The sequence below is a fragment of the Winogradskyella sp. genome, assembly GCF_965228925.1.
In the GTDB taxonomy this organism is placed as follows: Bacteria; Bacteroidota; Bacteroidia; order Flavobacteriales; family Flavobacteriaceae; genus Winogradskyella.
In genome coordinates this window covers 1,644,952-1,664,541 of the sequence record NZ_OZ245845.1, presented here as the reverse complement: position 1 = coordinate 1,664,541, position 19,590 = coordinate 1,644,952, and the positions used below count along the sequence as shown (strand labels likewise).

General features: G+C 37.6%; 19 protein-coding genes and 1 riboswitch. Of the genes, 15 read left to right on the top strand and 4 right to left on the bottom strand.

Going from position 1 to position 19,590, the window contains the following annotated elements:
- Window positions 1-6 precede the first annotated feature (6 nt).
- Genes leuD through ACO052_RS06855 form a run of 3 tightly spaced genes read right to left on the bottom strand, consistent with a single transcriptional unit; the run spans window position 7 to window position 3,158 of the window.
- Window positions 7-597 (bottom strand): 3-isopropylmalate dehydratase small subunit, encoded by a 591-nt coding sequence (leuD, locus tag ACO052_RS06865; protein WP_422107265.1) that lies wholly within the window; start codon window positions 595-597, stop codon window positions 7-9.
- Window positions 597-1,982, bottom strand: a complete 1,386-nt coding sequence (gene leuC, locus ACO052_RS06860) for a 3-isopropylmalate dehydratase large subunit (protein ID WP_422107264.1) — start codon at window positions 1,980-1,982, stop codon at window positions 597-599. The genes leuD and leuC overlap by 1 nt, the downstream gene beginning before the upstream one ends.
- On the bottom strand, window positions 1,983-3,158 hold the full coding sequence (locus ACO052_RS06855; RefSeq protein ID WP_422107263.1) for a 2-isopropylmalate synthase: 1,176 nt from the start codon (window positions 3,156-3,158) through the stop codon (window positions 1,983-1,985).
- Between the two features lie 143 nt (window positions 3,159-3,301).
- Here ACO052_RS06855 and ACO052_RS06850 point away from each other — a divergent pair, with 143 nt between their 5' ends.
- The 15 genes from ACO052_RS06850 to ACO052_RS06780 all read left to right on the top strand — a co-directional run bounded on the left by ACO052_RS06850 (window position 3,302) and on the right by ACO052_RS06780 (window position 18,199).
- Complete coding sequence (locus ACO052_RS06850; protein ID WP_422107262.1) at window positions 3,302-4,852, top strand: hypothetical protein; 1,551 nt, start codon at window positions 3,302-3,304, stop codon at window positions 4,850-4,852.
- Between the two features lie 150 nt (window positions 4,853-5,002).
- Window positions 5,003-5,127, top strand: a riboswitch (SAM riboswitch).
- A 121-nt stretch (window positions 5,128-5,248) separates the two neighbouring features.
- Complete coding sequence (locus tag ACO052_RS06845) at window positions 5,249-6,547, top strand: O-acetylhomoserine aminocarboxypropyltransferase/cysteine synthase family protein (protein ID WP_422107261.1); 1,299 nt, start codon at window positions 5,249-5,251, stop codon at window positions 6,545-6,547.
- A gap of 84 nt (window positions 6,548-6,631) precedes the next feature.
- Window positions 6,632-7,084: an OsmC family protein gene (locus ACO052_RS06840; RefSeq protein WP_422107260.1), complete on the top strand. Its 453-nt coding sequence runs from the start codon at window positions 6,632-6,634 to the stop codon at window positions 7,082-7,084.
- Window positions 7,085-7,093: 9 nt separating this feature from the next.
- Window positions 7,094-8,101, top strand: coding sequence for an alpha/beta fold hydrolase (locus ACO052_RS06835; protein ID WP_422107259.1), 1,008 nt, complete (start codon window positions 7,094-7,096; stop codon window positions 8,099-8,101).
- 112 nt (window positions 8,102-8,213) lie between these two features.
- Complete coding sequence (locus tag ACO052_RS06830; RefSeq protein ID WP_422107258.1) at window positions 8,214-9,461, top strand: NAD(P)/FAD-dependent oxidoreductase; 1,248 nt, start codon at window positions 8,214-8,216, stop codon at window positions 9,459-9,461.
- 86 nt (window positions 9,462-9,547) lie between these two features.
- A complete protein-coding gene (locus ACO052_RS06825; protein WP_155088269.1) occupies window positions 9,548-9,883 on the top strand; it encodes an arsenosugar biosynthesis-associated peroxidase-like protein in 336 nt (111 codons plus the stop codon).
- Between the two features lie 20 nt (window positions 9,884-9,903).
- The gene (gene arsS / locus ACO052_RS06820; RefSeq protein ID WP_422107257.1) at window positions 9,904-10,959 is read left to right on the top strand and encodes an arsenosugar biosynthesis radical SAM (seleno)protein ArsS; all 1,056 of its coding nucleotides are present in this window, start codon (window positions 9,904-9,906) and stop codon (window positions 10,957-10,959) included.
- Between the two features lie 66 nt (window positions 10,960-11,025).
- Window positions 11,026-11,520, top strand: coding sequence for a rhodanese-like domain-containing protein (locus ACO052_RS06815; protein WP_422107256.1), 495 nt, complete (start codon window positions 11,026-11,028; stop codon window positions 11,518-11,520).
- Entirely contained in the window at window positions 11,513-12,142 is a 630-nt protein-coding gene (locus ACO052_RS06810; RefSeq protein WP_422107255.1) for a TIGR04282 family arsenosugar biosynthesis glycosyltransferase, read from the top strand. Before ACO052_RS06815 ends, ACO052_RS06810 begins: the two co-directional genes overlap by 8 nt.
- Window positions 12,135-12,947, top strand: coding sequence for a purine-nucleoside phosphorylase (locus tag ACO052_RS06805; protein WP_422107254.1), 813 nt, complete (start codon window positions 12,135-12,137; stop codon window positions 12,945-12,947). Before ACO052_RS06810 ends, ACO052_RS06805 begins: the two co-directional genes overlap by 8 nt.
- Before the next feature lie 50 nt (window positions 12,948-12,997).
- Entirely contained in the window at window positions 12,998-13,969 is a 972-nt protein-coding gene (gene arsM / locus ACO052_RS06800) for an arsenosugar biosynthesis arsenite methyltransferase ArsM (protein ID WP_422107253.1), read from the top strand.
- A 33-nt stretch (window positions 13,970-14,002) separates the two neighbouring features.
- Window positions 14,003-15,520 carry a hypothetical protein gene (locus ACO052_RS06795; protein WP_422107252.1) on the top strand — a complete coding sequence of 506 codons (1,518 nt, stop codon included), beginning with the start codon at window positions 14,003-14,005 and terminating at the stop codon, window positions 15,518-15,520.
- A 4-nt stretch (window positions 15,521-15,524) separates the two neighbouring features.
- Window positions 15,525-16,406, top strand: coding sequence for a sterol desaturase family protein (locus ACO052_RS06790; RefSeq protein WP_422107251.1), 882 nt, complete (start codon window positions 15,525-15,527; stop codon window positions 16,404-16,406).
- Complete coding sequence (locus tag ACO052_RS06785; protein ID WP_422107250.1) at window positions 16,403-17,290, top strand: DUF547 domain-containing protein; 888 nt, start codon at window positions 16,403-16,405, stop codon at window positions 17,288-17,290. Before ACO052_RS06790 ends, ACO052_RS06785 begins: the two co-directional genes overlap by 4 nt.
- Before the next feature lie 27 nt (window positions 17,291-17,317).
- On the top strand, window positions 17,318-18,199 hold the full coding sequence (locus ACO052_RS06780) for a TIGR04283 family arsenosugar biosynthesis glycosyltransferase (protein WP_422107249.1): 882 nt from the start codon (window positions 17,318-17,320) through the stop codon (window positions 18,197-18,199).
- A gap of 62 nt (window positions 18,200-18,261) precedes the next feature.
- Here ACO052_RS06780 and ACO052_RS06775 read toward each other — a convergent pair whose 3' ends face one another.
- Window positions 18,262-19,455 (bottom strand): hypothetical protein, encoded by a 1,194-nt coding sequence (locus ACO052_RS06775; RefSeq protein WP_422107248.1) that lies wholly within the window; start codon window positions 19,453-19,455, stop codon window positions 18,262-18,264.
- Between the last annotated feature and the right edge of the window lie 135 nt (window positions 19,456-19,590).

The window sequence follows — 19,590 nt, the reverse complement described above, 5'->3', positions numbered from 1 at the left end:
TTTTAGTTAGTATGTTTTTTGAGCTTCGAAAGCTTCAATTAATTCTTTATTATTAATTAGATAGTCTATATCATCATATCCATTGATGAGACAGGTTTTTTTGTAGGCATCTATTTCAAACGTTTCTGAAAGCCCTTTACCCTCAACCGCAATGCTTTGATTTTCTAAATTCACTTCGACGATGGTCTTTGGGTTAGACTCAATTTCGTTAAATAGGTCACTTAAAAACTGTTCTGATACTTGTACTGGAAGCAACCCATTATTAAGGGCATTACCTTTGAAGATATCTGCAAAAAAACTAGACACCACGACTTTAAAACCATAACCTGCTATCGCCCAAGCCGCATGCTCTCTACTAGATCCACACCCAAAGTTATTACCGGCTACTAGAATACCCCCTTGGAATTGTGGGTTATTTAAAACAAAACTCTCATTGACGGAACCATCCTTATTAAATCGCCAATCTCTAAACACATTGTCACCAAAGCCTTTTTTATCCGTCGCTTTTAAAAACCGTGCCGGTATAATCTGATCCGTATCTACATTCTCTATGTTTAACGGAATCGCTGTAGATTTTAAGGTTTTAAACTTTTCCATTAATTTAAATGTTTTGTGATATCTATTATTTTACCCTCAACTGCCGTGGCGGCAGCTACTAATGGACTGGCAAGTATGGTTCGCGACCCTTGTCCTTGGCGGCCTTCGAAATTTCTATTTGACGTAGACACGCAATACTCTCCCTGTGGTATTTTATCGTCATTCATGGCCAAACATGCAGAGCAGCCCGGCTGTCGCAATTCAAAACCAGCTTCGTCAAAAATCGCCTTAAGCCCTTCTTTTATGATTTGGGCTTCGACCTGCTTACTCCCTGGCACTAACCAAGCTGTAACATTGTCGGCTTTTTGCTTTCCCTTGATATAATTGGCGGCTACCCTAAAATCTTCGATCCTAGAATTGGTACAACTTCCTATAAAGACATAGTTAATCGGCTTATCAATTAAGCGTTCGCCAGCCTTAAAATCCATATAATTCAAAGATTTTTGAAACGACGGATTATCTTCTAAAGGAATAGCTTCGGTTATTTTTATGCCCATACCTGGATTTGTTCCATAGGTCACCATAGGTTCTATATCCTCCGCATCAAAAGTGTATTCTTTATCGAATACAGCACCTTCATCCGTTGGAAGTGTTTTCCAATACGCCACTTTCTTTTCGAAATCCTCACCCTTGGGTGCAAATTCCCTGTCTTTGATATATTCAAACGTTTTTTCGTCTGGTGCAATCATACCGCCACGGGCGCCCATTTCTATGCTCATATTGCATACGGTCATACGACCTTCCATACTCATGTCCTCAAAAACGGATCCGGCATATTCACAAAAGTATCCCGTACCAGCGTTAGTGCCCAATTTCGAAATAATGTAAAGAATGACATCCTTTGGCAAAACTCCTTTTTTCAACTTTCCATTTACACTTACCCTAAGACTTTTAGGTTTTTTGAGCAATAAGCATTGACTCGCAAAAACTTGAGCCACTTGACTGGTCCCAATACCAAAAGCAATGGCTCCAAAAGCACCATGGGTAGACGTATGACTGTCACCACAAACCATAGTAATACCAGGTTGTGTAATCCCTAGTTCTGGAGCCATTACATGCACAATTCCATTATATTTATGGCCTAACTCATATAATGTAATATTGTTTTTCTTACAGTTTTCTGAAAGTTGTTCTAATTGTTTTCTCGACAAGGCATCTTTAATCGGCTGATCTTGATTGAGCGTCGGTGTATTATGGTCTGCCGTCGCCACAATCTGGTCTGGCCTAAAAATAGGAATTCCGCGATTTTCCAATTCATTGAAAGCTTGCGGACTCGTAACTTCGTGTATTAAATGCCTATCAATATATAATATCTGAGGGCCATTTTCTATACTGCTGACGACATGCGAATCCCAGACTTTATCGAATAATGTTTTTTTGCCCATCTAAGCTGAAATAATTTGTTGATAAACCTTACTCGTTTCGATGATTTGATGGATATCATTATCATCGATCTCCTTCTTTTTATCTGCAAAGTTCAAAAAGTTAGCGTAAACTTCATCGAGTTGCAACTTGGTTAAATCGTAACCCACCTTCTTTGCTCTATAGGCCAAAGCAGCACGACCACTTCTTGCGGTTAAGACGATGGCAGATTCCGTAACGCCGACATCCTTGGGATCTATGATTTCGTAAGTCTCCCGATTTTTAATGACCCCATCCTGATGAATCCCTGAACTATGTGCAAAAGCATTAGCACCAACAATAGCCTTGTTTGGCTGCGTATAAATACCCATACTATCACTGACCAATTGGCTCATACCGTAGAGCATAGACGTATTAATATTGGTATCTAATTTGAGATAAGGATGTTGTTTTAATACCATGACCACTTCTTCTAAAGCTGTATTACCAGCACGCTCCCCAATGCCATTTATCGTACATTCGATCTGTCGCGCCCCATTAATAACCCCTTCAATGGAATTGGCGGTGGCCAAACCGAGATCATTATGGCAATGGCAGGATAAAATGGCTTTTTCAATTCCCTTTACATTTTCTTTAAGGTACTTCATTTTAGCCCCATATTCACTTGGCAAACAATAGCCTGTGGTATCTGGGATATTTAAAACCGTGGCACCGGCTTTAATAGCCACTTCGCATACGCGTGCCAAATAATCATTATCTGTTCTACCGGCATCTTCAGCATAGAACTCAACGTCCTCAACAAAAGACTTTGCATATTTCACCGCAGCATAAGCGCGTTCTAAAATGTCTTCTCGTGTGGTTTTAAACTTGTGAACGATATGAGAATCCGAAGTTCCGATGCCTGTATGAATTCTGGGTTTAACCGCATACTTCAATGCATCGGCCGCCACTTTAATATCATTTTCTACAGAGCGTGTTAATCCACATACCGTAGCGTTCTTAACAATCTTAGAAATAGCCTCGACCGACTTAAAATCACCTGGGCTAGATACTGGAAAACCGGCTTCAATAACATCAACCCCAAGCGCATCTAACTGCTCCGCAATAACCACCTTCTGCTCTGTATTGAGCTTACAGCCTGGCACTTGCTCGCCATCTCGGAGGGTCGTGTCAAAAATTTGAATATTGGTATTTGCCATTTATCAAAATATAGATTAGTATTGTCTTACGAATTTATACCTTGAAATTCTCAAAAATTGAAGCAGTGTTTTGTTTTTACGATGCCCAAAACCAAATTTACAAGTTAATAATTTGATTTTCAAGTATATAAACCTATTTCTCATTGACAACTAAAGGCCAAAAAGATAACCTATTTTCACTGGTAAAATCCCTGACTAAATCAGAGAAACGCCAATTTAAACTCTATGTGGGGAGATTAGGTGTCAACGCGGATTCTAAATTCCTGAATTTATTTAATCTTCTTGATAAAGCTAAAGTCTATAATGAGGCTACTATCTTAAAAAGCGGAATTGTCAAAAAACAACAGCTTGCCAACGTCAAAGCCCATTTATACAAGCAAATTTTAATAAGCCTTAAACTCAATCCTTCGCATCAAAATGTACGTTCTCAAATTAGAGAACAACTCGATTTTGCGTCCATTTTATATCATAAAGGTTTATACAAACAAAGCTTGAAAATATTAGACAAAGCCAAGGAACTAGCAATTGTGAATGAAGAAAAAAATATGGCTTTTGAAATCGTAGAGCTGGAAAAAATAATCGAATCCCAGTATATTACAAGAAGTATAAGTACAAGAGCGGATGAACTGGCCATACAAGCGAGGGATTTGAGTTCGCAAAATGTCATCGCTAGTAAGCTGTCTAACCTGTCTCTTCAACTCTATAGTATTATTCTTAAAACGGGTTATGTAAAAAATGAAGATGAGGCAAAGGACGTCAGCAAGTATTTTAATGATAGACTCCCTAATATCAAAAACAAAACATTAGGCTTTAGAGAAAAACTTTGGTACTGCAAAGCACATCTTTGGTATAACTTTTTGTTACAAGATTTCCTAAATTCTTATAGATATGCATCAAAATGGGTAGATTTATTTTACCAATACCCACAGATGATCAATGTTAATCCCGTATTTTTTCTAAAAGGGAATAACTACCTGCTAGAGTCTATATTTTTTCTAAGAAATAAATCAAAATTTGTTGAAAAATTAGACGATTTCAAAGCAACGGTCAGCCATCCAAAATTCATTAAAGACGAAAACGTTTCGACCTTGGTTTTTCTGTATACCAATTTCCACAGTATTAATCAACACTTTATTGATGGTAGTTTTGAAGACGGCTTAAAACTTATTCCAAAAATTGAAGAAGAGCTCAAGTTGTTTCAAGACCGAATAGATCCTCACCATAAAATGATATTTTACTACAAATTTGCAAGTTTAGAGTTTGGCTCTGGCAATAACAAGGCTTGCATAAAATATCTCGACAAGATTATTTCTAACAAATCCCTATCCATGCGCGAAGATCTGCTGTGCTTCTCAAGAGTATTAAATCTTGTGGCGCACTATGAAGCCGGACTGGATTATCATCTTGAAGCCCTTTTACGTAGTACCTACAAGTTTTTAATCAAGATGAATGATCTGCATGAAGTACAAAAAGAAATGATAAAATTTATCCGCGGCTTACAAGATATCTATCCCCATGACTTAAAAAATGCCTTCAAAGAACTGGCTGAGCGACTTAAAGTTCATGAAGACCATCCTTACGAGCGCCGATCGTTTCTTTATCTCGACATTATTTCGTGGCTGGAGAGTAAAATAGAGAATACATCTGTTAGTGAAATCATCAAAGCCAAGTACTTAAATCGAAACAAAACTTAACCTAATTCGCTGAGATATTTTAGGATTTATTAATTTTTACACAAAAATTCTTCGGATTTCATAAAAAAAGTATAAAACCAAAAATAAATTTGGATTTTAAATTTTTGTGATGCAATATTTGTAGAGAGAAAGTTCAAAACACTTACTGAAATGTTATCAAGAAAGGTGGAGGGAATAGACCCATTGAAGCCTTAGCAACCCTTAGAGTTACTGAGAAGGTGCTAAATTCTACTTGAACGCGCAGGTCATTTTTTGCAAGTTCGGATAGATAACTAAAGACTAATTACTCATCTGTAATTAGCACATTCTTTATAACATTTTTCTAATAAGTACGCTTCCCACAAGAGGCTTATTTGACTTTTGGTTTAATTTATTTTAACTCAAAAAACTAGAAAAATGAGTACACAAAAATTTGCAACGAAAGCGTTGCACGCAGGACATGATGTTCAAAACAACGGGGGCACAAGAGCTGTTCCGATTTATCAATCAACAGCTTATGTGTTTAATGACTCCGATCACGCCGCCAATCTTTTTGCGCTGGCCGAAACTGGTAATATTTATACCAGAATTAACAATCCTACAAATGATATTCTAGAGCAGCGTTTGGCAGCTTTAGAAGGAGGAATTGCTGCCGTGGTTACAGCCTCTGGCACCTCAGCAATTGCGACCTCATTGCTTACCTTGTTAAAAGCAGGTGATCATATCGTAGCGTCCAATAGCTTGTATGGAGGCACCTACAATTTGTTGAGCGTCACGCTGCCGAGACATGGTATTACCACAACCTTTGTGGACCCCTCTAATCCAGAAAATTTTAACAAAGCCGCCCAAGAAAACACCAGAGCATTCTTTATTGAATCACTCGGTAATCCAAAACTGGATGTTTTAGACATTGAAGCCATTTCTAAAGAAGCTAAAACGTTCAAAGTGCCACTAATTGTGGACAACACGGTAGCCACCCCATATTTACTCAATCCAATAGCATACGGCGCCAATATCGTTATCCACTCCTTAACGAAGTACATCAACGGTAATGGAACCGCATTAGGCGGAGTGATTATCGATGCTGGCACCTTTGATTGGACCAACGGAAAATTCCCAGAATTTACCGAACCTTCACCAGGCTATCACGGCTTAGTATACAGTGAAGCTTTAGAGGCTGCAGCATTTATTGCTAAAGTAAGAATTGAGGGACTGAGGGATTATGGAGGAGCTTTAAGCCCATTTAATGCCTTTCAAATCATTCAAGGCCTTGAAACTTTGGAGTTACGCATTAAGAAGCACAGTGAAAATGCACTGGAATTGGCCAAATGGCTACAAGAACAACCCGAAGTGAATTGGGTCAATTATCCAGGCCTAGAAACTAGCGCCTATAAAAGCCTTGCTGAGAAATACTTGCCCAATGGCCAAAGCGGTATAGTCACTTTTGGTGTCGATGGCGGCTATGAGGCTGCCAAAACTATTGCGGATACCACCAAGTTATTCTCACTATTGGCAAATATTGGAGATACCAAGTCACTAATTATACATCCCGCAAGTACCACACACCAGCAATTAAGTGATGAGGCACAGGAAAGTACAGGAGTGACTAAGGATCTCATTCGTCTTTCTGTAGGCATTGAAAATATTGACGATTTAAAAGCTGATTTAAAAGAGGCCTTTGCCGTTGTAAAACAGCAAAAAGCGCTTCAGAATTAGTCTTTATTTGTGTTGTTAGTTTAGAACAGGTGCCTTAATACAAGGCATCTGTCTAACGATTTTAAAATTTAAAAAATCAAAACAATGAGTCATTTACAATTCAGTGTTTCAGGAGAGAGCTCTTCCGAAACAAAATTTATAGGAAATACAAGACAATTTACTTTGACGGTCGATGAACCAGAAGACCTTGGAGGCACAGATGATTATCCAAATCCCGTAGAATATATCCTAGCAGGTTTTGCAGGTTGTGTCAACGTTGTGGGCCATGTTGTGGCCAGAGAATTGGGCTTTACGCTAAATAGTCTAAAAATCGAAGTTAATGGAGAACTCAACCCCGATCGTTTCTTAGGAACATCCGATAAAGAACGTGCGGGATTTAAAAACATAAAACTGCATCTCCTCCCAGATACCGATGCAGATATAGGAACCTTAACCAAGTGGCTACAAATCGTAGAAGATCGTTGCCCTGTAAAGGATAATCTTCAGAACCGTACGCCAATTTCTATTGCTGTAGAAAAAGAATACAACATTCCATAACCATTTAAAATGAGTGCACTACAATATTTAAATATTTTAAACTACGAAACCCAAAGTGGTAGGACGACCGATATAGCGTTGTCCTACCAGACCTTTGGCGTGGCGCTTGGAAAAGCACCGATTGTACTAGTGAATCATGCACTTACTGGCAACTCTAATGTTATTGGAGATAACGGCTGGTGGAACGATTTAATTGGAGAACATAAATGTATAGACACCACTGAATATACCATTTTAGCATTCAATATTCCTGGTAATGGTTATGATAATGCAATTGAGAACTTAATAGAGCACTACAAAGATTTTACAGCGAGAGATATTGCCCAACTATTTGCACGGGGTTTAGATCTGTTGAAAATCACAAAACTATTTGCAGTTATTGGAGGTTCTGTAGGTGGAGGTATTGCCTGGGAATTAGCGGCTTTAAAGCCAAACCTCATCGAACATTTAATTCCCGTCGCCACAGATTGGAAATCCACAGATTGGTTAATTGCCAATTGCCATATCCAAGATGCGATATTAAACCATTCGAGTGCACCTTTGGCAGATGCCAGAATGCATGCTATGACCTTATATCGCACACCAGAATCTTTAACGCAGAAGTTTCATCGCACTAAAAAAGATACAACACTATTCAATATTGAATCTTGGTTAAATCACCATGGAGATACCTTAACCAATCGCTTTAGTTTGTCGGCATATAAAATGATGAACCAAATATTGAGAACTATTGATATCTGTGAAGGCAGAGGTGATTTTTTAGAGGTCGCTTCAAAAATCAATGCTTGTGTACATATTGTGACTATTAATTCGGATTTATTCTTTAAGCCCGAAGAAAACTGGACGACTTATGTGGAATTAAAGGGCGTTAAAGAGAATGTGACAATTAATGAAATTAAATCCATTCATGGACATGATGCTTTTTTAATAGAATTCGATCAATTGGCAAGATTCTTGAAACCTATATTTAAAGTTAAAGCCAATACGTTTGAAAATATTTCCAAATGTGTGGCCTAAGTTAATGTGCTATTAACCTAAAACCCGAACATAAGTTCGGGTTTTTTAATACAAAATGATAAAGTGTTCTATCTTTAACTATCTAAACATCTATTTTTTTTGGTTAAGATAAATGCAAAAAAGCGTCATTATAATCGGTGGTGGTATTATCGGCTTATGTTCAGCCTATTATCTTCGTAAAGAAGGTCACCAGGTTACTATTATTGACCAATCCAATCTAGATTCTGGAGCATCTTATGTCAATGCCGGTTATTTATCCCCTAGTCATATTATCCCATTATCGGCACCAGGAGTTATGAAAAAAGGTTTAAAATGGATGTTTAAGCCCTCTAGCCCGTTATATATTAAACCTCGATTAGATAAGGATTTATTAAAATGGGCTTGGGCCTTCAATAAGTCTTGCAATATAACTCATGTTAAAAACTCCGCTCCAGTGATACGGGATATCTCCCTATTGAGTCAGCAGCTTTATGAAGACATAAAAATATCCGAAAACTTCACAGCACAATACGATAAAAAAGGCTTATTGATGCTCTGCCAGACCCAAAAATTACTCGATGAAGAATTAAAAATGGTGGAGATGGCCAAAAATCTGGGGTTGGAAGCAAGAGCGGTTTCTCCTAACGAGATAAAAGCTTTAGAACCCAATATTGACATCAATGCTATCGGAGCAGCCTACTTTAAATGTGATCACCACTCTACGCCGCATGAGTTTATGACCGAAATGAAAGCCTACTTAACTCATGTAGGCGTCACTTTTTTTGCTAATGAAAAGGTTGAAGATCTTACACTTAAAAATGAAATCATTACCGCCATAAAAACCCAAAAACAAAGGCTTAATGCTGATGAAATTGTCCTTGCTGCCGGTTCATGGAGTCCTGTTTTAAGTAAAAAAATAGGGCTAAAACTATTGCTTCAAGCAGGAAAAGGTTATCGTATTGACAGTAAACAAAAAATGGGAATTACAATTCCAGCCATTTTATCCGAAGCAAAGGCCGCTGTGACCCCTATGCATGGTTTTACAAGATTTGCTGGCACTATGGAGATTGCAGGTATTAATCATCATATCAATAAGATCAGAGTTGAAGCGATTGCTAAAGCTGCTAAGCGCTATTATCCAAGTATTCAACTCACCAAAAACGAAAAAGACAACGCGGCATGTGGATTGCGCCCGGTATCACCAGATGGGCTTCCGTACATAGGAAAATCATACAAATGCAAAAACCTTACTATTGCCGCTGGTCATGCCATGATGGGTTGGAGTATGGGAACCGCTACGGGTTTAGTGGTTTCAGAGATTATTTCAAACAAAAAATCATCACTGGACTTAGCTCCCTTTAGTCCAGATCGGAAGTTTTAATAATTTTTATTTTTCTGTAATCTTTAAGAATTAACTTCGACAAAAAGTACTATATTGATTTTTCGTAAAATTTATAACTACAATATATGTCTAAAACCTATTACGACCCAGCGGATTTAAGAAAGTTTGGCAACATAACGGAGTGGAGTGAAGAACTTGGCAATAAGTTCTTTGATTATTATGGAAAAGTATTTGAAGAAGGTGCCTTAACGGCTCGCGAAAAATCACTCATTGCCTTAGCGGTGGCACACACAGAACAGTGTCCTTATTGTATTGATGCCTATACTAAAGATGGACTGCAACGTGGCGTGACCAAGGAAGAAATGATGGAAGCCATTCATGTAGGCGCTGCTATAAAAAGTGGAGCCACCTTAGTGCATGGTGTGCAAATGATGAATAAGGTCAATAAACTTGATGGTTAAACCCCTTAAAACAACATTTAATGGCTACTAAGTCCTTAAAGAAACGCGAAAGCGAACTAGCAAATAGTAATAGACAACTCGAAATACTCTCTAACGGCATTTTTCAAAATGGTGAACTCCCAACATTTGCCACTAAAATTGCCGAAACCAATCAATTTCCGCTTAAAGCTAAAAAGCTCGAAATTCTTCAGATCAATGTGGGCTATATGTGCAATCAAGTTTGCGAGCATTGCCACGTCGATGCAGGTCCAGACAGAAAAGAAATAATGACCAGAGCAACCATGCAACAGTGCTTGGAGGTTATAAAAAATACTGGAGCTCATACGCTTGATTTAACTGGAGGAGCACCAGAGATGAATCCTGATTTTAGATGGTTTGTTGAAGAAGCCGCCAAAGCTGGCATTAAAGACTTTATTGTCAGATCTAATTTGACAATAATTCGGGCCAATAAAAAATATTACGATTTACCTGAATTCTTCAAAAAACACAATGTCCATGTCGTAAGCTCAATGCCGCATTGGACAAGAGGAAAAACAGACAAACAGCGTGGTGACGGCGTTTTTGACAAGTCGATTAAGGCACTACAAGAGTTAAATACTGTGGGTTATGGTATGCCAGATAGTGATTTGCGATTAGATTTGGTATACAATCCATCAGGAGCATTCTTACCGGGAGACCAAGCCTCAATGGAAAAGGATTTTAAGAAAGCGTTAATGGAAGATTTTGGGATTCAATTTCACAATTTATTTGCCATTACCAATCTACCCATCAGTCGTTTTCTGGATTATCTGATCGCTTCAGAAAACTACGAAGATTATATGTATCAGTTGGTCGACGCTTACAACCCTGCGGCGGTGGCCAATGTAATGTGTACCAATACACTTTCCGTAAGTTGGGATGGCTATTTATATGACTGTGATTTTAATCAGATGCTAGAATTACCCGTCAATAGTAAGGCAAAACACATCTCAGAATATAACGAAGACTTACTCGAAGGAAGAAATATTGTGATTTCACAGCATTGCTATGGCTGCACGGCTGGCGCTGGAAGTAGTTGCCAAGGAACGGTCGCATAAAAAGTAAGCAGTAGCAGTATGCAGTCAATAGTCAAAACAAATAAACAGTGGTTATTTCGAAGGCATATGAGACATCTCATAGTCATCGGTCTTCTATGCTTTACTCATACTGTAAAGGCTCAAAATTCTGTTTCAGAATTATTAAAACTACACAATACGGAAAGCATACCCTATATAACTGTGGAAGCTTTAGCGCAACAAGATACTGAGGCCATTCTTTTAGATTCTAGAGAGTTGAAAGAATACAATACCAGCCATTTAGAGAATGCCATTCATGTTGGGTACGATTTCTTTGATATTACAAAGGTCATCGAGACCATCGCAGACAAATCTTCAAAGATCGTCGTGTATTGCTCTTTGGGTATTCGTTCAGAAGATATTGCAGAGCAATTAAAAAAAGAGGGCTATACCAACGTTTACAATTTATTTGGTGGTATTTTTGAATGGAAAAACAACGACTTTGCAGTCTACGACATTAATAACGAACCTACAGAAGACGTACACGCATTTTCTAATGAATGGAGCCCATGGCTTTTAAAAGGCAATAAAATATATGACTGAAGCCCTTGTAATTGTATTTGTTAAGAATATAAAATTAGGTACCGTAAAGACCAGACTGGCAAAAACCATAGGAGATTATGGCGCTTTTGAAGTCTACTCAGAATTGGTAAAAATTACCGAACTCGCCACTTCTAAATTAAACATCGATAAGCGTATTTATTTTTCTAATGCGATTATTGACTCCAAATGGCCAAACGAATACAAAGCCGTTCAGCAAGGCCAGGATTTGGGGGAACGCATGCTTAACGCCTTTAAGGATGGTTTTGAAGCAGGTTATAAAAAGATTGTCCTTATTGGCTCGGACCTGCCAGATATTAATGAAACGCATATCGAAAAAGGCATTAAAGCCTTAAATGAAAATGATGTTGTCTTTGGTCCAGCAGAAGATGGTGGCTATTACCTTGTTGGACTATCCAAGCTAGAACCCTCCATCTTCTTGGATAAACCTTGGAGCCAATCGCATCTTTTAGAGGTCACCCTCAAGCAATTATATGCAAATCATAAGAAAGTTGACATCTTGGATACCTTGAATGACATCGACACTTATGAAGATTTAATTGCTTCTGACTTTTACAAAAACAACCAAAAGTTACAAGAAAAAATACAGCAGCTTAATGATTAAATTTATTGAAGAAAGCACGAAGTACCTAATAAATAAGGGGTTTGACAATCCAGAAGTTGGTATTATACTTGGCACTGGATTAGGACAGTTGATTAGCGAAATCGAAATTTTGGCCGAAGCCAGTTACAATCACATTCCCAATTTTCCTACCGCAACCGTAGAATTCCACAAAGGTAAACTCATCTACGGAAATCTAGAAGGTAAAAAAGTGGTGGTGATGCAAGGACGTTTTCATGTGTATGAAGGCTATACGCTTCAAGATGTGACTTTTCCCGTTAGAATAATGGAAAAATTAGGCATTAAGACACTTTTAGTTTCTAATGCTGCGGGGGCTATTAACTTAAATTTCAAAAAGGGTGAATTGATGTTAATTGATGACCATATCAACCTACAGGGTAGTTCTCCATTGGCTTTTAAAGGTGTTGAGCAATTAGGAGAGCGGTTTACGGACATGAGTGCACCATACGATCCTGAAATCAATACCAGATTCGAATCCATTGCCAAAACTAATGGTATCACACTTCATAAGGGCGTTTACGCTAGTGTGGTCGGCCCTCAGTTAGAAACTAGAGCTGAGTACAGGATGCTCAAAATTATTGGTGCGGATGCTGTAGGTATGAGTACCGTTCCAGAAATTATTGTGGCGAATCATTTAAAATTAAAAGCGGCAGCAGTGTCAGTTTTAACCGATGAATGCGACCCAGATCATTTAGAGCCTATAGATATTACAGAAATCATTGCTATGGCTGCTAAGGCAGAACCACATATGATTACCATATTTAAAGAATTAATAAAAACATTATAATATGTTATAGTGGCTTCGAGAACCTCAGCCACCATTAAAAATAAAAACCAATGGATAATTACTTAGAAGCTACCCACGATTTATATAAGGAAGCGGCCTTAACGCCAGATGTTGGCCTATGCTGTACTACTAACCCCATTTGGGAATTACCTGGGTTAAAGATTCCGAAAATTATGCAGGAAATGAATTACGGTTGTGGCTCTACGGTTCATGCGCGGGACTTAACCAATAACCCAAAAATGTTATATGTTGGTGTTGGTGGTGGTATGGAATTGTTGCAGTTTTCCTATTTTAATCGCCAAAAAGGAGGCGTTATAGGTGTTGATGTTGTTGATGAAATGCTGCAGGCGTCACGCCAAAACTTCAAGGAAGCCGAAGCATTGAATCCTTGGTTTAAAAGTGAGTTTGTGGAACTGAAAAAAGGTGACGCTATGAATCTTCCTGTTGAAGATAATAGCATTGACGTTGCGGCTCAAAATTGTTTGTTCAATATTTTTAAAGCAGATGATTTAAAGAAAGCTATTGCAGAAATGTACCGTGTCCTAAAACCTCATGGTAGATTAGTAATGAGCGACCCAACATGTGAGCAACCCATGAATGATGAATTGCGCAACGATGACCGATTACGTGCCTTATGTTTAAGTGGAAGTTTGCCGATAGCCGAATACGTAAAAATGCTGACCGACGCCGGTTTTGGGACTATCGAAATTAGAGCGCGTAAACCCTATAGAATTTTAGATCCTAAACACTACAATACTGACGAACTCATCTATATCGAGTCTATTGAGGTCGCCGCCATAAAAGACCAAATGCCAGAAGATGGACCTTGTATTTTTACGGGTAAAGCGGCTATTTATTTTGGTGACGACGATTATGTAGATGACAAAAAAGGTCATATTTTATTAAAAAATCAGCCCCTAGCGGTTTGCGATAAAACGGCAGCAGCTCTAGCCAGTTTAGGTAGAGATGATATCTTTATTAGTGAGTCTACTTGGCACTACGATGGCGGTGGTTGTTGCTAGGCCATAACTTAGGTAATGACTATATTGCAACTTATGAGATTATCATTTGTCGTTATTATAGTATGCTTCATTTCTCTTTCAGGGTTTTGTCAAGGAATAGGTAAAGGTGACGTTATTAAGGACCGTCAATTTCTTATCGATAAAGGCGAACTTTCGGCAAGTGATTCATTGGGTAATTTCGTGTCTATAAGGCCTCATATGGTTAACGGTTCCTTGAGAAATTATTACGTAGAATTCTATGAAAATCTCAACTACCAGGAACGTCTCGAGATTAATACCAAAGATGGCACCGACATCTTAAAGGTTTTTACTTACAATGGTAAGTGTTTTGTTTTCCTAAAGGAAAAAGAGGGTAAAATCATGTCTTTGGTACTTAATGGTGTTGATTTAACAACAAAGGAAACCTCACGAATAGTACTTTATGAAGTAAACAAAGACGATAATCCATATATCTTCAAAGCTTTAAAAAGTGATTATTTTATTCAACTCGAAGCATCATCCGATATTGCTTTGAGTTTCCCAGTTTTGGAAGGCAAAACGATCTATGCCATAGTCAAGGTCTTTTCAAAAGCTTTACAACCCATAACCACTTTTAAGGTTATTCCTGATGAGTCCAAATTATTCGAGAATATCAACTTTCTAAATACCCAACAGGCAAATGATAAAACCTACACGCTTTTTCAAGTGAATAATTCTGCGGAAGATAATTATTACAAATTGATAGAAACGGATGGAAGTAAAACGCGTTCTTTAAAAATAAAAATTCCTGATAATAGTTACGAACTTATCAATTCTAGAATAAAGAATAATCATTTGATTATAAGTGGAATTTACTCTAATGTAGAAAAAGGCGGTTATAGAGGCTTTACCTACTACAGCATAAATCTAAATACTTTTGAGCTAAGGTCTTCCGAACAAAGTCGTTTTCAAAATGAAAATGCTAAAACGTACTTTTCAGGATTCTTCAAAGAGAACAGGGGTATAGATATTAAAGATATTTTTATAAACGACGATTTAGAAACATACATCATAGGGCAATTCTATATAAAGCGGAGAGCCACTTTACCTAGCGGTTTGCCTATTGCCTCGCATTCATTTTCTGGATTTGCCGATTTTATAACCACGAGTCCTATTAGTTCTATTTATAAAGTTTTTGATGATATCTTAGTTGGAAAAATTGATAAAGACGGAAATCTGAAATGGGACACTATTTTAAGGTTAAGGCGAACTGAAAAAATCACGTCTAAGTCCAATAAACGAGACTCATCGACCTTTACATTTTTTGCTAACAACGAAATCAATATTCTTATTAATGCTTTGATTGATAAGAAAAAAGGTAAATTAGTTGTAAAACAAGATAGGCGGCCTAAAAAAACTAATTTTTACAATATCACCGTAAATCCACACGGTGGAATTACACCGAATATTATATTCTCCAATGCCGATTCAGAAATCATATTTAGGGCTGAAAAAGCCACTAAATCAGAGAATATTGTATATATTTTAGGTCAAGGTAATATGAGAAAGCAACTATTGAAACTAAAGTTCTAATCTTTTGGAAAAGTATATAGACATCATAAAGAATTCCTATTCTGGTTATTGGAACTATCTCAAATACGAATTGATTGATCTTAACCACTGGGATAATTATTTCTATGGCCTTATAGTCATCTCAATTGCGGTTTGGTTACTCGAAATTGCCTTTCCGTGGAGAAAAGGACAAGCCTTGTTTAGAAAGGACTTTTGGTTAGATACCTTCTATATGTTTTTCAATTTCTTTGTGTTGAATCTCATTGTCTTAATTGCCCTGTCCAATACGGTCGCAGAATTGCTAAATGACGCTTTGGGCGTTTTAGGTTTATCTCTATCGAGTTTTCAATTATTTGATTCCACCGATTTACCCAAATGGCTAGGCTTGCTTATTTTTTTCTTGGTCAATGACTTTGTTCAATGGAATACGCATCGGCTTCTGCACCGTGTCCCCTTTTTGTGGAATTTCCACAAGGTTCACCACTCCGTCAAAGAAATGGGGTTTGCAGCGCATTTACGCTACCATTGGATGGAGCCTGTGGTTTATAATTCCATTCGATATATTCCTCTGGCCATTATTGCCAATTACAGCTCGCAAGATGTAGCCATTGTTTACTTCTTTGCTATCGCTATTGGTCATTTAAATCACGCCAATTTAGGTTGGGATTACGGTGTTTTAAAGTACCTGTTTAACAACCCAAAAATGCACATCTGGCATCATGCCAAGGATTTACCAGAGCATGTAAGGTATGGCGTTAATTTCGGACTAACATTGAGTCTTTGGGACTACATTTTTAAAACCAATTACATCCCTCACGATGGCAGGGATATTGAGCTTGGCTTTGAAGGTGACGAAAATTTCCCCAAGGATTTTTTAGGTCAGGAATTATACCCCATTAAGAAATGAAATCCATTTTTTTAATTGTAATCGTGTTTTTAGTTGTTTCTTGCAGCGGTACAAAACAGTTGATTGAAAGTCGACCCGAGCAAACCAAAGCGGTTGCAAATGCAAATGATACGACCAAAACCGTTAAGACTGCAGAAGTTGGTGAACCTACACAGCAATCACTGTCTGAAAAAACCGAAACAGAGGCAGAACAAATCACTTTACCTCCACCTCCCGATCCTCCTAAACAAGTTGAAGATTTAATGCCATTAACTCATAATCGCTGGAATAGCATACTAAATACATATGTCTCTAATGATGGCAAAGTAGATTATCTAGGTATTAAAGGCTCAACTGAATTCGATGTTTATATAGACATCCTATTACACAATACTCCTGATGACTCGTGGTCAAAAGAACAACAATTAGCCTACTGGATTAATGCTTACAACGCCTTAACTGTTGATTTGATTCTTCGAAATTACCCGATAAGCAGTATTAAGGACATTAAAGACCCATGGGATCAACGTCTGTGGGAGTTTGGGGATAAGTGGTTAAACCTCAATGATATTGAACATAAAATTTTACGTAAAATGAACGAACCCAGGATTCATTTTGCTATTGTATGTGCATCGGAATCCTGCCCCATATTACTTAACGAAGCATTTACGGCTGACAATCTCGAGGTACAATTGACGAATGCCACAAAAGCATTTCTATCTGACACTTCAAAAAATGAAATTTCAGAAAACAATCTAGAGCTATCCAAGATTTTTAAGTGGTTTGCCAAGGACTTTAAGACTAATGGCAGCTTGATTGATTTTCTAAATCAATATACCGAAGTCAGCATTTCAAACAACGCCAAAAAGAGTTTTAAGACTTATGATTGGAGCCTAAATAATTAACCTCCGCCTCAAACTACCAGATTAGCCATGATAAGTATAGTAATTCCTGTATTGAACGAAGCCGAAATGATTGGTGACCTGCTCGAACACTTATCAAAAAATTCGACCCAGCAGAATATTAGTAATATCGTTGTAGTTGATGGAGGCAGTAGAGATGGCACACAAGATATAGTTTCAAAATTCGTCACTTTGAGCGATTTTGAAAATGTTGAAAAATGGCGTGTCGACAACCCTCAACAGAACTATCACGAAGTTGCCAATAATGCTCTTAGCCATAAGATATTAGACAAAAATAGTGGTAAGGTAAGTCGTTTATCAGTTTCTAAAATGATGAAAGATCCTGAAACTTGTTCAGGATTGGCGAATCAATCAAAAGTAGTTTTGCTCGATTCGCCAAAAGGTCGTGCTAGGCAAATGAACTTTGGCGCTAAACATGCTCAGGGAAGTATTCTTTATTTTTTACATGCTGATGCCTTTCCCCCAAAGAACTTTGATGAACTGATTATTAATGAAGTGAAAAAGGGCAATAATGCCGGCTGTTTTAGAATGCAGTTTAATAGTAAACATTGGTGGTTGCGCTTGGCCAGCTGGCTTACCCAATTTTCTTGGCGTGCCTGTAGAGGTGGGGATCAAAGCCAGTTTATTACCAAAGCGCTATTTGAAGAAATTGGTGGCTATGATGAAAACTATATTATCTATGAAGATAACATCTTAATTAATGAGCTTTACAAAAGGAGGGAGTTTGTTGTGATTAATAAAAAAATACGAACCTCTGCCCGACTCTATAAAAAAGTGGGCATATGGAAATTACAATATCACTTTTGGGCCATTTATGTAAAACGTTGGTTTGGCGCTACTGCAGATGAGATGTTGGCTTATTATAAGAAGAACATTAGTTCATGTAATTAATTAAAAAAAACACCTCGACTTGTAACAAGTCGAGGTGTTTTTTTTAAAATCTATAGATGAGACTAAAAACGTCTTACTGGCCTCACAAAACAATCATTAGATTTGGACACTCCGAATCCCGGCGCAAAACTTAAATAGGAATTATAATTACGTGCCTGACTACTAGTGTACTGGGTGCTTGTCCAATGTACCTGATCTATACTATTGCCCAAAACAATAAGTGAGCTTAAACTGCTATCTAAATAAATCATCTCATCTAAGGAAGGCAAAAACCAATCATCAACATTGTTCACAACATAATTATCGCACAATCTTGCTGCACAATTTGCTGCTGCACATCCTTGTACGATTCTGTTTGTATTCTCTAAACCAGTACCAAGATCCCTTGAAGTAAGTGCTATATTAGTCCCTGTACACCCCCACTTTATTTGAGTGCTTCCACTATAAACTAAGTCCTCAGGTGCGGCTTCCAAGTATCTCCACCCATCAGTCATTTCCCCTTTATCAAAAAAGACGTAGCCCCCAGAAGCGCCAACTGCACCCATAGTACTAAAAGGTACGACGTCACTGTAGAAATATTCAATACCATCGTAAGCATAGGCTATTAAATAGTAGTCTTGAGCAATTGCTAAGTTTTCTAACGCTTCTTGAAATTCGCCTAAATCAGTACTCGAATTATCGACAACAATACCATTATTTATGTCTACATTGCTTGAGGTATGGTAAACAAAGCCTTTTTCCACAACACTAGAAGTCGCTGGGTCTAAACTTTCAACTTCTGCCATAATCTCTGCTCTAGTCGCTTCAATATTTCTTGCTATATCTAAATTTACCACATACTTTTCGGGCATGGTAAAACTAACATTATTGCCATATACCATTTCACCATTAGCATTTGCACCCGCATAAGCTCTTACATTATAAGTTTCACCTGGTTCAAAAACACCAAAAATACCTACATCTGTAAAGTAAGGCCCCAAACCACTTCCACTAGCGTCTTGAAAGGAATCGGCAATAGTAGGATTTGTATTTTCTGCCCAACAAAATCCTCTAGTAAATATCCCATCACCTTCAGAAACAATGGTACCATTAAATCTAATTTCTAAAAAATCGATGCTTGGGTTTTGCGTGGTTATAACAGGTAATTCAATCTCATTACCACCATCATCATTATTATTTGGGCTAGCTGAATCGCTATCGGAGCTACATGCAAATACTAAAACTAGTAAAAGTATAGGGTAAGTTAGTTTTTTCATATGAACATTTTAAAATTAGAAAAGCGAAAATAACTTATTTAAAAATCCCACAAAAATAACTCAGATATAATTTGAGTATTCCGCTCACTTTCATGTGGAAATAAATGATTAAGCCTATCGCTTCGAAATACCTAA